Below are 13,562 nucleotides of genomic sequence, written 5' to 3'. Positions count from 1 at the left end.
TTGTGGGGGAGGACCGGATGTCGGGTGTGCCGTCGCCGGGCCCGTGCTGCGGTGCCCGTCGACGACTTCAGCCTCGACGCAAACGGTGACGCCACCCCTGCTTCTGCGTAACGCTCTGATTACGTCCCGCCGTCCGCACGGTCTCAACGCATCACTACCGCCCGGTAAGCACCGGGGCTTCGGCTATACCCAGTAAGCGAGTTGCGGTGGGAAATCGGACAGATAGCGCACATCTCCCGCGGGCTCGTCCGCACGCCCCCACCAGCCTTCGAGTCGAAGGGGAACTGTGGATTCGTACCTATCGACCATCTGTTAATCTGCCCGCTCCTGGATGTTCCTCCATGCCCTCTCCCCCCAAGCACCCCTCGTTCGCCGGGTGCAGCGAGGTGTCCCGTACGTGTACAGCACTCCCTTCTCCCCCGCCGAGGCCAGATCCGCGCGGGCCCGGGTGGGCCTGAGTACGGCTCAGGTCGCCCAGTCCATGACGGCATGCGGTACGCCGGTCCGCCCCGAGCTGGTCGAGGCATGGGAGTACGGATCCCAGATGCCGACCGAGGCGCAGCTGTTCGTCCTGGCCGATGTGCTGTGGTGCCCGCCGACGGTGCTGATGGGCGTCGAGCCGCGGACCCTGGCCGAGCACCGGATGGCCCGCCAGCTGAGCGTGGAGCGGCTGGCGCAGCTGATCGGGATGGACCCGGCCCTGTACTGGGCGGCCGAGTCGGCACGGCAGTGGAACGGCGACTACCGGCAGACCAAGGCGCTGGTGGAGGCGCTGGGACTGTCGCTGCGGAAGCTGATCGGGGTGATGGACCGGGACGAGGAGCTGTCCGGGCATCTGCGGGCGGCCATCGACGGGCGCTGGAAGTCGCATGTCGGGCCGGTCACCAAGATCACCACATTGAACAAGACGCGGGTGAGCGACGCACTGCGCACGATGCACGGGGAGTTCGCGGAGTTCTCCGAGCGCTACATGGGGCATGTGGTGGCACGCAACGACGACTCCCGGCTCAAGGAGGTCGCGGCCGAGCGCTCGGCGTATCTGCGCCGGCTGGTGGACCACTTCTGGGACCTGATCGGGGATGCGGGCGAGGCGCCGCCGTTCAACACGGTGCCGACGTACTGACGTGGACGAGGGCGGGCACCGGCGGAAAAGCGGGCGGGGAGGGAACCCGACACCGGTTCCCTTCCCGCCCGTGGTCGTTGGCGGACCGGCTCAGCGGCCGGGTATCCCCCAGTCCGGTCCGCCTTGCGGGTGCTGCGGGCCCGGAGGGTGGGGCGGGCCCGGGCGGTGGGGCGCCTGCGGGGCGTACGGGTCCGCGGGCCGCGGGGCGTACGGGTCCGCCGCCTGCGGGGCGTAGGGTTCCGCCGGAGCGGGCGCGCCGAACGGCTCGTGCGCTTCCGCCGGTTCGTCGCCCTCGATCTCGTCCCAGTCGATCTCCATCGTCTTCCGGCGGGTGAAGACGTTGAAGAAGAGGTTCAGCAGGACGGCGGTCAGACTGCCCAGCGTGATACCGCTGTTGAGGACCGCCCGGACGTCCTCCGGCATCCGCGTGAAGAACGGCTCGACCGCGCCCGGCAGGAGCGCGGCGGCGAGGCTGACCGCGAGGATCAGGGCGTTGCGCTCGTCGCGCAGATCCACCTTGCCGAGGATCTGGACGCCGACCGCGGCGACCATGCCGAACATCGCGATCGCGGCACCGCCGAGCACCGGATGCGGAATGGCGGCCACCACACTGCCCGCCTTCGGCAGCAAGCCCATGACAATCATGAAGCCGCCGGCCGCGACCACCACGAAGCGGCTCATGACCTTCGACATCCGCACCAGGCCGATGTTCTCGGCAAAGGCCACGTAGGGGAAGGAATTGAAAATTCCGCCGAGGACGGTGGCGACACCGTCGGCGCGCAGCGCATTGGCGACCGTGTCGTTGTCGACCTTTTTCCCGGTGATCTCCCCGATGGCGTAGACGTCTCCGGTGGTCTCCACCATGGTGATCAGCATGACGACGACCATGGCGATGATGGGGAACAGCTCGAACTTCGGCATTCCGTAGTGAAACGGCGTGCTGACGCCGAACCAGGCGGCACTCTTCACGCCGCCGAAATCCACATCGCCGAGGAGCCAGGCGACGCCGGTGCCGGCGACCAGGCCGAGCAGCACGGCGAGGCTGCTCAGGTACGACTTCCCGAACCGGACCACGAGCAGGACGAAGATCAGGGTGCCCAGCGCGTAGGCGAGATTCTTGGGGTCGCCGTATTCGGGGTGGCCGATCAACTGGGCACCGCCGGCCGCGTCCTTCAGCCCCTGCGGGATCAGGGTGAGGCCGATGATGGTGAGGATCGTGCCGATGACGATCGGCGGGAAGTACTTCACCAGCTTGCTGAAGAAGGGCGCGAAGAGGAAGGTCGCGATGCCCGCGGTGATCACCGCGCCGTAGACGACGAGCAGACCGGCGGTGCCGCCGCCCGCGCCCAGCCCGATGGCGATCATCGGGGAGACCGCGGTGAAGGTGACGCCCTGGACCAGCGGCAGCCTGGCACCGATCCTCCAGACGCCGAGGGCCTGGATGATCGAGGCGACACCGCAGGTCAGCAGGTCCGCGTTGATCAGATAGACGAGCTCCGTGCGGGACAGACCCAGGGCGTTCCCGAGGACGATCGGGACGACCACCGCTCCCGCGTAGAACGCGAGGACGTGCTGGAATCCGTAGAGGGTGAGTTTGCCGACGGGGAGTACTTCGTCGACGGGGTGAGGCCGCTGCTGGGAGAACTGCTCGGGGTCTTGTCGGGAGACTCGTGCCATCTCTGCCTTGCCTTCAGGAGGTAGGTGAATAAGAAGGGACCGGCCCGTCGTGTCCCGGAGGACGGACGGGCCGGCTGGGTCTTACAAAGCCGACGTTCAGCGGTGTTACCGACACCACGTAGCCCTGCACCGCACTGTGCGTCCCGGGTTCCGCAGGACTTCTTTCGACCAGCGCGGCAAATTCCGGCATTTCCATGGAATTTGCAGGGGGGGACCAATCGGAGCGTTCACCCTAGTTGACCTGTGCCGTTTCTCGCGAGTAACCGGCCGTATTCGCTCGCATAAAGGGTGATCATGCCCCGAAATACCGTTTTGGGAAGGGGACTTTGTCCGCCGCGGGCGGTCCCGTGCCGACAGGCGGAGCCCGGCTCACGGCCGTAGCATTTTGGTATGGCTGAGCGGCAGGATGCGCCCACCGCGCCGGAACTCGTCATCGAGTCCGACGGCAGCACCCAGGTGATGAGCCCCAGCCGCACCTATCACGTCGGGCGGGACCCGGCCTGCGAACTCGTGCTGCACGATGCCCGGGTCTCCTGGCATCACGCGGTGCTGCGGACCAAGTCGGGCCACTGGACGGTGGAGGACGAGGACAGCACCAACGGCACGTTCGCCGACGGACGGCGGGTGCACGAGACCGGGGTCGGGCCTGGCAGTGTGATCCGGTTCGGCAACCCCGCGGACGGACCGTGTGCGGTGCTCTCCAAGGCGTCACCACCGCCCCCGCCACCCGCCCCGCCGGCGCCCTCGGCACCGGCGTCACCGCCGACCCGGGTCGAACGGCCCTCCGCCGTCTCGCACCCCGCCGGCACCCACACCTTCCGCCAACCCAGCTCCGTACGCCCGCTGCCCGCCGCCCGGACCACCCGGATCGGCCGCGCACCCGAGAACGACCTGGTCGTCGACGACCTCTCGGTCTCCCGGCGGCACGCGGAGCTGCGGGCCGGTGCCAAGGGCTTCGAGATCGTCGACCTGGGCAGCCACAACGGCACCTACCTCAACGGCCGGCCGGTGGACCGGGCGCCGATGATCCCCGGCGATATCGTCGGCATCGGCCACTCCGCGTTCGCCCTGGTCGGCGACGAACTCCAGGAGTTCATCGACACCGGTGAGGTGTCGCTGGACGTACAGGATCTGGCCGTCCGGGTCGACAACGGCCGAAAGACGCTGATGGAGCAGGTCTCCTTCCCGGTGGGCGAGAAGACGCTGCTCGCCGTGGTCGGACCCAGCGGCGCCGGCAAGTCGACCCTGCTCAACGCGCTGACCGGGCTGCGCCCCGCGGACGACGGCACGGTGCTCTACGACGGCCGTGACCTCTACCGCGACTACGCCGAGCTGCGCCAGCGCATCGGGCTCGTACCGCAGGACGACATCCTGCACCTCCAGCTGACCGTGCGCCGGGCCCTGAGCTACGCCGCGGAGCTGCGCTTCCCCGAGGACACCGCGAAGGCCGAGCGGCAGGCGCGGGTCGACGAGGTGATCCATGAACTGGGCCTCGACCAGCGGACGACTCAGCCGATCCACAGCCTCTCGGGCGGCCAGCGCAAGCGCGTCAGCGTGGCCCTGGAGCTGCTGACCAAACCGTCGCTGCTCTTCCTCGACGAGCCGACCTCCGGTCTCGACCCCGGGATGGACCGCTCCGTGATGCATATGCTGCGCGGGCTGGCGGACGACGGCCGTACGGTCATCGTCGTCACCCACAGCGTGCTGAGCCTGGACGTCTGTGACCGGCTGCTCGTCCTGGCGCCGGGCGGCACCATCGCCTACTACGGGCCGCCGGAGGAGGCGCTGGCCTACTTCGGGTACCAGCAGTGGCCGGAGGCGTTCGAGGCCTTCGAGAACGACAAAAAGCGTGACTGGGCAGGGCAGTTCCGGGCCTCGCCCGAGCACCGGCGCTATGTCGCCGCGGACTCCCATCAGCCCACGCGCACCCCCGAGGCCCCCGCGGGCCCGGTGACCGCGCCAAAGGCGCAGAGCTGGGCCAAACAGCTGCACACGCTGGTCCGGCGCTATGCGGCGGCGCTGACCGCCGACCGGACCTTCCTGATCATCATGGTCGCGCTGCCGTTCGTGATGGGAGCGATGGCGCACGCCCTGGCCGGGTCCGCGCTCACCCAGGACTCGGCGGTCAACGCGCTGCTGATCCTGTGCGTCGGAGCGGTGCTGACCGGCGCCGCCAACGCGGTGCGGGAGCTGGTCAAGGAGCGGACCATCTATCAGCGGGAGAGAGCCGTCGGCCTGTCCCGCTCGGCGTATCTGATGTCCAAGGTGCTGGTGCTGGGCGCGATCACCATCGTCCAGGCCGTGGTGCTGACCCTGGTGGCGCTGATCGGCGTCAAGCTGAACGCGCCCGGCGGCAAAGGGGTGTTGATGCCGCCGCTGATCGAAATCACCCTCGCGGTGGCGCTGTTGGCGTTCACCGCCATGATGCTCGGCCTGTTCGTTTCCGCGCTGGTGCGGAAGGAAGAGGTCACCATGCCCCTGCTGGTCCTGATCGCGATCATCCAGGTCGTGTTCTGCGGCGCACTGCTCAAACTGAACGGGGTGCTGGTGCTGGAGCAGCTGGCCTGGCTGGTGCCGTCCCGGTGGGCGCTCGGGGCCATGGCGGGCACCATCGATCTGCACCACATCATGCCGCAGGGGACCGCGGACCCGCTGTTCCAGCACAAGCCGGGGATCTGGCTGCTGAACATGGGCATGATGATCGTGCTCTCCCTGCTCCTGGGATTCGTGGTCACCAAGCTGCTGCGGCGGCACGAGCCCGAGATCATGCGCAAGTAGTGCCGAGGAGCCACCTGTGACCTCGCCGGAATTCCTCCCCAGCCATGTCGTCCCCCCGGAGGGTATGGCGACCTGGTCGGCACCGGACACCACCCGGCCGTCCGCACCGCTCGATCCGCTGCTGCCGGTCCAGATCATCGACCGCCGCGGCGACTGGGCGCTGGCGCTGTGCTCCAACGGCTGGTCGACCTGGGTCGACGGCCGGCTGCTGCTGGCCGTCCCGCGCGAACCGCCGGCCGCCGCACAGGCCCCCGCCCGGACCGCGGACCCCCGCCCGCTGCTGGGCGCCGTGGAGGGGGAACTGAGCCGGTACCGGAAGCTGATCGAGGAGCTGGCCGCCGGGCAGCTGGACGGCGAGTCGTTCGCGCGGCGCACCCGCGGCACCCGGCTGGGGATCGTCGTGGACGGCGATGCGGTCTGGCTCTACGACGCCCGGCACGAGCGGTGGTGCTACTGCGACGGGGTGTCGCTGGAGACGTACGCGGTGACGGCGGGTCCGTCGTCGCGGTCCGGGGAGCGGCCCGGGTCGGGGACGGGCCAGGAGGCGCGGGACGAGCCGGGTCCGGTGGCGGACCCGGCGGCCCCCTCGGGCGCGGGCGGGCCCGGCCCGGCGCCGGACCCCACGGCATCAGGCCCGCCGGAAGGGCCGCCCCAGGACCCCGCCGCGACCCGCGCCCTGCACCCCGGCGAGCGGCCGCCCCCGCCGCCGAACCCCGTGGGTGAGATCCGGTGAACGGTGCGGGACCAGGCCGGTCTCACGACGGCTCCACCGCTCCCGACTCCTCCGGGCTGCGCGGGCGGCAGATCGCCGAGTATCTGCTCCAGGACGAGATCGGGCGGGGCGGGATGGCGGTGGTCTACCGCGCCGAGGACCTGCGGCTCGGCCGTACCGTGGCGCTGAAGCTGCTGGCGCCCGAGCTCGCCCGGAACGACACCTTCCGGCAGCGCTTCGCCCATGAGTCGCGGGTCGCCGCGGCGATCGACCACCCGCATATCGTGCCGGTCTTCGAGGCCGGGGAGACCGAGGGCGTGCTCTACATCGCGATGCGCTACGTCCAGGGCCGGGACCTGCGGGCGCTGCTCGACCGCGACGGGCCGCTGTCACTGGAGACCGCCTGCCGGATCGCCCTCCAGGTGGCCTCCGCGCTGGACGCCGCCCATGCGCACGACCTCGTGCACCGGGACGTCAAACCAGGCAACATCCTGATCGCCGAGGGCACCGACAGCGACCGCCCCGAGCACGCCTATCTCACCGACTTCGGGCTGACGAAGAAGTCCCTGTCGCTGACCGGGTTCACCAGTGTCGGCCAGTTCGTCGGCACGCTGGACTATGTGGCGCCCGAGCAGATCTCCGGCCGCCCGGTGGACGGCCGCTGCGATGTCTACAGCCTGGCCTGCGTGCTGTTCGAGATGCTGACGGGGGCGCCGCCGTTCCGCCGCGACGACGACATGGCGCTGCTGTGGGCGCATCAGTACGATCCGCCGCCGGCCATGACGGAACTGCGGCCCGATCTGCCGGAGACCGTCGACGCGGTGTTCGCCCAGTCCCTGGCCAAGGCACCGGAGAACCGCTACGAGACCTGCCGGGGATTCGTGGCGGCACTGCGCGCGGCCGGCCGGGCCACGGTCCCCGCGACGCCGGCCGGCACTCCGCAGACGCACCCGATGACCCAGGTCGACGCCCAGGTCGACCAGGGCGGCCGGCGCAGCGCGGCACCCCCGCCACCGCCCCGCTGGGCGACGCCGATGTTCCCGGGGCGGACGGCGGTCTAGGGGGGGCCTAACTCCCGCCCGGCTCCCGCCCGCCGTCCGGCTCCCGTCCCCCGCGCGACTCCCCCACCTCACCCGGATGCCGTACGCCGCGCGCCAGCAGGCTGCCGAGGAAGCCGGTGACCAGTCCCCAGGCGAGGCCCACGCCCACCAGCTGGAGCAGCTGCGGTTCCAGGGTGACCTCGCCGCCCAGGTCGCCGCCGAGGTCGCCGACGCCGATGACGGAGAGCCCGTAGTGGGCGGAGATGCGGGTGAGCAGCCCGACGACGAACAGGGTGAGCGCCAGTGCCACGGCCATCCCGACGGCGTGCCGCCAGGCCGGCAGCCGGGCCGGGGAGCGGACCGCCGCGGTGAAGGCGGCGGCGAGCAGCACCACGGCCGCCACCGCCACCAGCAGCCAGGCCCGGCGGTCCTGTTCGGCGAGCGCGCCGAGGTCGAGGGTCCGCTGCCCGTGGGTGCGGAGCACCTGGTCGAGGGCGTGCGGCAGGGGCAGTCCCAGGGCCTTGTCGACATGCCCCACCCAGGCGCCGCCGGTGCCGATGCCCAGCGCCATCCAGGCCACGTTCGGCAGCCCGAGGAAGATGACCGCGAGGGTCTCGGACGGGCGGCCCTTCGCGATCAGCTCGACGATGCCGACGACCAGCCCGATCACGGCGTAGGCGAGCAGCGTCAGCACCATCGCGTAGGCGGGTGGCCGTACGGAGCCCTGGTAGTGCAGCAGCCGGGGCGAGAGCGGGGCGCGCCGGGAGACGAGGAAGGTCAGCGCGAGCAGCGCCAGTACCCACAGCAGCCCGACGCCGAGCGTCGCGGGCACATCGGCGCGGAAGCCGACGGTGGGGGTGGCGCCCAGCTCGGATCCGATCTGCTCGGCGAGGTCGTTGCCCACCGAGATCCGGAAGCTGTGCCGGGCGGCGAGCGCGAGCAGCAGCAGAAGGACCAGCCAGCAGACCGCCGTTCGGGCGATCCGGGCGAGCAGCTCGCGGGTGCCGGCCACCGCCCGGTGGCGCAGCGGCAGCAGGAAGCCGAAGGCCAGCACCAGCGCTCCGGCGAGGGTGACCGACAGCGGGACGACGTCCAGGGCGGCTTTGGCCTCGGCGATGATCCCGGCGTCGCCGGACAGCCCCACCGAGCCGCCGGCCGCGACGAGCACGGTGGCCGCGACCACGGACGGGAACGCCCCGCCGGGGAGGTCGGTGGCGCCCGCCGCCCACAGCCCGATGGCGGCGACCACGATCATGGTGACCAGGGCCGCCACGGCCGCGCCGAGCGCTTGTGCCCAGGCCCGGAGGGCGGGCGGTGCGCCATGGGAACGCACCGGGCCCGGGGAACCGGCTGACGCGAGGCCTCGCATCTGGCTCAACCTCTCTTCTGCCGGGCACGGGACCGCGGTGGCCACGGTCCGCCTGGGGTGACGCATGCGCCGACGGGCGACGGAAGGTGCTTCCCAGGACCGCGGAACACGCATTTCCGTGCAATTGCCGCAGGGGCGGCATGCACGCACCACCGTAAGCACCGGCGTGCCGCCCCGCTTGCGGACGGCGCGACTCCCGGACACACAATGTCCTTGACCTAGACAAACCGGGCAAAATTCGCATAGCCGGATGGCCCACACGCGTCGGAAGAGGCACCCGTGACATCTCCACCGCCGCCTGACAGCCACCCGACAGGACCGCCGTCGGGCCCGCTCTCCGGTACGCCGTCCAGCCCCGGGCACGAGCCGACACAGGTGGGCTCATGGCCCGGGCAGGCACCGCCGGAGGAGCCCACCCAGCCCGGCTACCGCCCGCCGCCGGGCGGCCCCGGCGAGGGCGGCGGAGGCGGCGGGGGCGGGGGCGGCGGAGGCGGGCGCGGCGGCGGGGGTGCCGGAGCCGGCGGGCCCTGGTGGCGGTCCGCGCCACGGGTCGCGATCATCGCCACCGCCGTGGTCGTGGCGGTGATCCTGATCGTCGTCTTCACCCGTCCGGGGGGCGGCACCAGTGAGGTGTTCGCCGAACCGGCCGCCTCGACCGGCCAGGACCCGGTCACCCCGTCGTCGGCGAACGAGTCCTCCGCGACCTCGTCCGCCACACCGAAGAAGCCGTCCGGCGGCGGCCACAGCAAGTTCTCGGGGGCGACGCCCGGCCTCTACGGCGGGACCGAGAACAGCGCGAGCTGCGACGTCGAGAAGCAGATCAGCTATCTGACGAGCGCCCCCGCGAAGAACCAGGCGTTCGCCGGCGTCCTGGGCAAGAAGCCGGGGGACGTCCCGTCCTATCTGCGGTCGCTGACGCCCGTTCAGCTGATCTATGACACCCGGGTCACCAACCACGGCTTCAAGGACGGCAAGGCCACCACCTTCCAGTCGGTGCTCCAGTCCGGCACCGCGGTGATGGTCGACTCCTACGGGGTGCCACGGGTGCGCTGCAAGTGTGGCAACCCGCTGACGCCGCCGACCGAGCTCAAGGATGCGAAGACGGTCGGCACCAAGTGGGCCGGATACCAGTCCTCGAACGCGGTCGTCGTCAAGCCCTCGAAGCACAAGATCAAGGAATTCACCCTGCGCGACCCGAAGACGGGCAAGTGGTTCAAGCGCCCCGAGGGCACCACCGGCGCCGAGGACCGCCCGACGACCGCTCCGGCCGAGACCCCCAGCGGTCCCACCTCGTCCCAGCCCCCGCCGGGCCAGTCGCCCGGCCAGACCAGCCCCGGGTCCACCGAACAGCCCCCCGGGGACACCGGCACCCCGCCGTCGGAGACCGACAGCGGGACGGGGTCCCCCGACGGCGGGACCGACACGTCCCCCACCGATGGCAGCACCTCGACCGGTAGTGACACCTCGCCGGAGCCCGGGACGAGCGGCGAAACCACCAACGGGAGCACCACCGGCGAGAACACGACCGGAAGCACGACCGGCGGGAACAGCGGCGGTCAGTCGACCCAGGGCGGGGCCACCGGCGGCGGGTCCTCCTGACACCGGGCGACAGGGAGTAGAGACGAGGCGGCGGGCGGCCGGAAGGCCGTCCGCCGTCGCGGTTTCCCGCCCCGATATCGAACTGTGTCCTATTCCTCCGGTGTACGAGACAACCACTTCAGCGAACAGCCCCTCTGGTTATGCGGCGGGGGCATTTGGCGTCCCTTGACGGTCATCCCCTCACGGGCCCGGGCTCCGCCACTGTCAGCTGTTCTGCTTTGAAGGGACCCTCGTGCTCGCCGGACCACGTCGCCACTCCGCCCGGTTGATACCCGCCCTGACCGCGGCCGCCGCGCTGCTCACCGCGTGCGGCGGTGGTGCCGATGCGTCGAAGGCCGACCAGCCGGCCACCAAAGTGACCGTCACCCCGGCCGCCGGAAAGACCCCGGCGAAGCTCGGCTCCGAGATATCCGTACGGGCCGACGGCGGCAAGCTCACCTCGGTCGAGGTCGAGAACGACAAGGGCGGCAAGGTCTCCGGAGAACTGTCCGGCAACGGCGCGGCATGGAAGTCGGACGGCAAGGTCATGCCGGGGACCACGTACACCGTGCGGACGAAGGCCAAGTCCGACGGGGGCAAGGAGTCCTCGGCCACCTCCAAGTTCACCACGGAGAAGGCCGGCAAGGTCAACAAGCTCACCAACACCCCGTCCGGCGGGCAGACCGTGGGCACCGGAATGCCGGTCTCGATCCTCTTCGACAACCCGATAGCCAAGGACCGGCAGGCCGAGATAGAGCGGGCGCTGAAGGTCACCAGCCAGCCCAAGGTCGAGGGCTCCTGGGGCTGGGTCAAGGACTACTCCGGCAAGGACCGGATCGACTGGCGGCCCAAGGACTACTGGCCGTCCGGCACCAAGGTCTCCGTGAAGGGCGCGCTGTCCGGTATCAACTCCGGTGACGGCGGCTGGTTCGCGCGGGACTACAACTTCGGCTTCACCATCGGCGCCGACCACAAGGCCGTCATCGACGTCCCCTCGCACACCATGACGATGTACGAGAACGGCAAGAGCGTCGGCACCATCTCCGGCTCCGCGGGCTCCCCGCAGGACCCGACCCGCGGCGGGGTGCACACCGTCCGCAGCAAGAACGCGGCCGAGACCATGGACTCCGCCACCATCGGCCACGGCAGCGAGTGGATGCTGGACTCCAAGTGGGTCACCCACCTCACCGCGTCCGGGACGTTCCTGCACTCCGCCCCGTGGAACAAGTCGATCGGCGTGGAGAACAACAGCCACGGCTGCTTCGGTATGACCACCTCGGACGCCAAGAGGGCCTACGACTTCCTGACCATCGGCTCCACCGTCGAGGTCAAGAACACCACCAACACCAACAAGACCGACGTCGGCAACGGCCTGGAGGTCTGGCAGGAGAGCTGGCAGCAGTGGCAGCAGCGCAGCGCGCTGCGCTGACCCGGCCCGCGCTCCCGCGGTAGCCAAACGGACGCCGTCGCCTGACAGTTCAGGCGGCGGCGTCCGTCGTTGGCGCGTCCGGCGTTGGGGCGTCCGTATGGGTGCGTCCGGTCAGCGGATGCCGCTCACCGTACGGCGGTGGGTGGAACGCCGGTCCTCGATGTCGGCCCAGCGGTCGCCGTAGACGTTCTCGACGACGCCCGGCTGCCGCAGGAAGTCGTGCGGGAAGCCCAGCGGCACCTGGCTGGTCCGGTCGAGCCGGTCCAGCGCGTCGGCGTCCAGGGTGACGTCGACGGCGCCGAGATTGTCGCGCAGCTGGCTCTCCTTGGTGGCGGCGATGATCGGAATGATGTTGCCGGGCCGGCTGCGCAGCCAGGCCAGGGCCACCTGTGCGGGGCTCCAGCCGCCCTGCTCGGCGATCTCCAGCACCGCGGTGAGGGTCTCCTCCTCATGGTGGTTCGGGGTGGCGCCGTCGTCCACGCCGGCCAGCCGGCCGGTCTCCCCGCGGCGGTACTTGCCGGTGAGTTTGCCGGCCGCGAGCGGTGCCCAGGCCAGCACGGCCAGATCGAAGGCGCGGGCCTGCGGCAGCAGGTCCCGTTCCGGCGTCCGCTCCAGCAGGTTGTAGCGCAGCTGGGAGCCTGCGAACGCGGTCCAGCCGCGTAGTTCGGCAAGGGTGTTGGCCTGCGCGATCTCCCAGGCGGGCCAGTCGGACACCCCGATGTAGAGCACCTTTCCCGAGCGCACCACGTCGTCGAGCGCCCGCATGACCTCCTCCACGGGCGTGAAGTTGTCCCGGGCGTGCACCCACAGGACATCGAGGTGGTCGGTGCGCAGCCGGTCCAGGCTCGCCTCCACCGACCGCACCAGGTTCTTCCGGTGGTTGCCCGCCGCGTTCACATCGCCCTGGCGGGTCATACAGGTGTACTTGCTCGCCAGGACGAAGCGGTCCCGGCGGCCTTCCAGCAGCCCACCGAGGATCCGCTCGGAGGCGCCGCCGGTGTAGATGTTCGCGGTGTCGATGAAGTTGCCGCCCGCGTCCGTATAGGCGTCCAGGATCCGGCCGCTGGTGTCCTCGGCGGCGCGCTGCCCCCGGTCGTCGCCCATGGTCATGGCGCCCAGGCTCAGCTCGCTCACCCGTAGACCGGTCCTGCCGAACAGTGTGTAGCGCACGAGGTTCCCTTCGTTCAGCGACAGCGGTACGTCGTGCGCCCACGCTAGGAGCTGGAGCGCACTCGATGGCAAGCCACGGCACCGCGGGCGGGGGCGCGTTGCCTTCCCTGCGGTGGCCGATGTCACCTACGGGAGGTCCGGTGGCGGTGTCCCCTGCGGGCGGCAGCGCCTAGGCTGGCGCGTGCAGCTGGTTCGCCCTGCCCGCCAGGCAGGCGCGTCGCAAGAGGGAACCCGGTGGAATTCCGGGACTGCCCCGCAGCGGTGAGTGGGAACGACCGCCGTCATACGCACTGGGCCCGGCCGGGTCTGGGAAGCGACGGCCAGTAGATGTCCGCCTTCGGCGGATGTGCCCGCGAGTCCGAAGACCTGCCAGTGCCCCCGCGCGACCGGTGCGCGGGGTGATCTCGGTGACCTCGAGGGCGGGTCGGCGGACACATCGGGCGGGCACGGCCGGCGGAAGAGCGCCGGGTCCCGCCGGGTTTGCCGTCCCTTCGCGCCCTCGACCCGTCCCGTGGTCCATGGAGACAGACTCGCGAAGGAGAGTTCCGTGACCAGAAGGTCCGCAGCCGCGGCAGCACGAGCGACCGTGCACGGCTACCCCCGTCAGGGGCCGAACCGTGAACTCAAGAAGGCCATCGAGGGCTACTGGAAGGGCCGGGGGGGGGGGGGGGGGGGGGGGGGGGGGG

The 13,562-nt window shown here is 70.9% G+C and carries 10 protein-coding genes and 1 riboswitch; of the genes, 7 read left to right on the top strand and 3 right to left on the bottom strand.

The window, feature by feature from the left end; all coding sequences use genetic code 11:
- Positions 1-397 precede the first annotated feature (397 nt).
- Positions 398-1,123: a transcriptional regulator gene (locus tag AC3EUV_RS31240; RefSeq protein ID WP_435604389.1), complete on the top strand. Its 726-nt coding sequence runs from the start codon at positions 398-400 to the stop codon at positions 1,121-1,123.
- A gap of 90 nt (positions 1,124-1,213) precedes the next feature.
- Here AC3EUV_RS31240 and AC3EUV_RS31235 read toward each other — a convergent pair whose 3' ends face one another.
- Positions 1,214-2,800, bottom strand: coding sequence for a nucleobase:cation symporter-2 family protein (locus AC3EUV_RS31235; RefSeq protein ID WP_435604388.1), 1,587 nt, complete (start codon positions 2,798-2,800; stop codon positions 1,214-1,216).
- A gap of 390 nt (positions 2,801-3,190) precedes the next feature.
- Between AC3EUV_RS31235 and AC3EUV_RS31230 the strand changes: the two genes are divergently transcribed.
- From AC3EUV_RS31230 to AC3EUV_RS31220, 3 genes are read left to right on the top strand one after another with little or no spacing between them, the layout of a single operon-like run.
- Complete coding sequence (locus AC3EUV_RS31230) at positions 3,191-5,578, top strand: ABC transporter ATP-binding protein/permease (RefSeq protein ID WP_432145607.1); 2,388 nt, start codon at positions 3,191-3,193, stop codon at positions 5,576-5,578.
- A gap of 16 nt (positions 5,579-5,594) precedes the next feature.
- Complete coding sequence (locus AC3EUV_RS31225; RefSeq protein ID WP_432145606.1) at positions 5,595-6,311, top strand: hypothetical protein; 717 nt, start codon at positions 5,595-5,597, stop codon at positions 6,309-6,311.
- Positions 6,308-7,351, top strand: a complete 1,044-nt coding sequence (locus AC3EUV_RS31220) for a serine/threonine-protein kinase (protein ID WP_432145605.1) — start codon at positions 6,308-6,310, stop codon at positions 7,349-7,351. The genes AC3EUV_RS31225 and AC3EUV_RS31220 overlap by 4 nt, the downstream gene beginning before the upstream one ends.
- A gap of 7 nt (positions 7,352-7,358) precedes the next feature.
- Here the strand turns inward: AC3EUV_RS31220 and AC3EUV_RS31215 are convergent, their stop codons facing one another.
- Positions 7,359-8,699 carry a streptophobe family protein gene (locus AC3EUV_RS31215; RefSeq protein ID WP_435604387.1) on the bottom strand — a complete coding sequence of 447 codons (1,341 nt, stop codon included), beginning with the start codon at positions 8,697-8,699 and terminating at the stop codon, positions 7,359-7,361.
- A 375-nt stretch (positions 8,700-9,074) separates the two neighbouring features.
- Here AC3EUV_RS31215 and AC3EUV_RS31210 point away from each other — a divergent pair, with 375 nt between their 5' ends.
- The gene (locus AC3EUV_RS31210) at positions 9,075-10,298 is read left to right on the top strand and encodes a DUF6777 domain-containing protein (RefSeq protein ID WP_432145604.1); all 1,224 of its coding nucleotides are present in this window, start codon (positions 9,075-9,077) and stop codon (positions 10,296-10,298) included.
- A 232-nt stretch (positions 10,299-10,530) separates the two neighbouring features.
- A complete protein-coding gene (locus tag AC3EUV_RS31205) occupies positions 10,531-11,706 on the top strand; it encodes a L,D-transpeptidase family protein (RefSeq protein ID WP_432145603.1) in 1,176 nt (391 codons plus the stop codon).
- A gap of 111 nt (positions 11,707-11,817) precedes the next feature.
- Here AC3EUV_RS31205 and AC3EUV_RS31200 read toward each other — a convergent pair whose 3' ends face one another.
- Positions 11,818-12,876 carry an aldo/keto reductase gene (locus AC3EUV_RS31200; protein WP_432145602.1) on the bottom strand — a complete coding sequence of 353 codons (1,059 nt, stop codon included), beginning with the start codon at positions 12,874-12,876 and terminating at the stop codon, positions 11,818-11,820.
- Between the two features lie 170 nt (positions 12,877-13,046).
- Positions 13,047-13,264: riboswitch (cobalamin riboswitch) on the top strand.
- 159 nt (positions 13,265-13,423) lie between these two features.
- Between AC3EUV_RS31200 and AC3EUV_RS31195 the strand changes: the two genes are divergently transcribed.
- Positions 13,424-13,562, top strand: a 139-nt coding sequence (locus AC3EUV_RS31195; protein ID WP_435604413.1) for a hypothetical protein, incomplete at its 3' end; no start/stop codon positions are given.

The sequence above is a fragment of the Streptomyces sp. bgisy130 genome (assembly GCF_057708345.1).
This window is presented reverse-complemented; position numbering and strand designations above follow the sequence as displayed.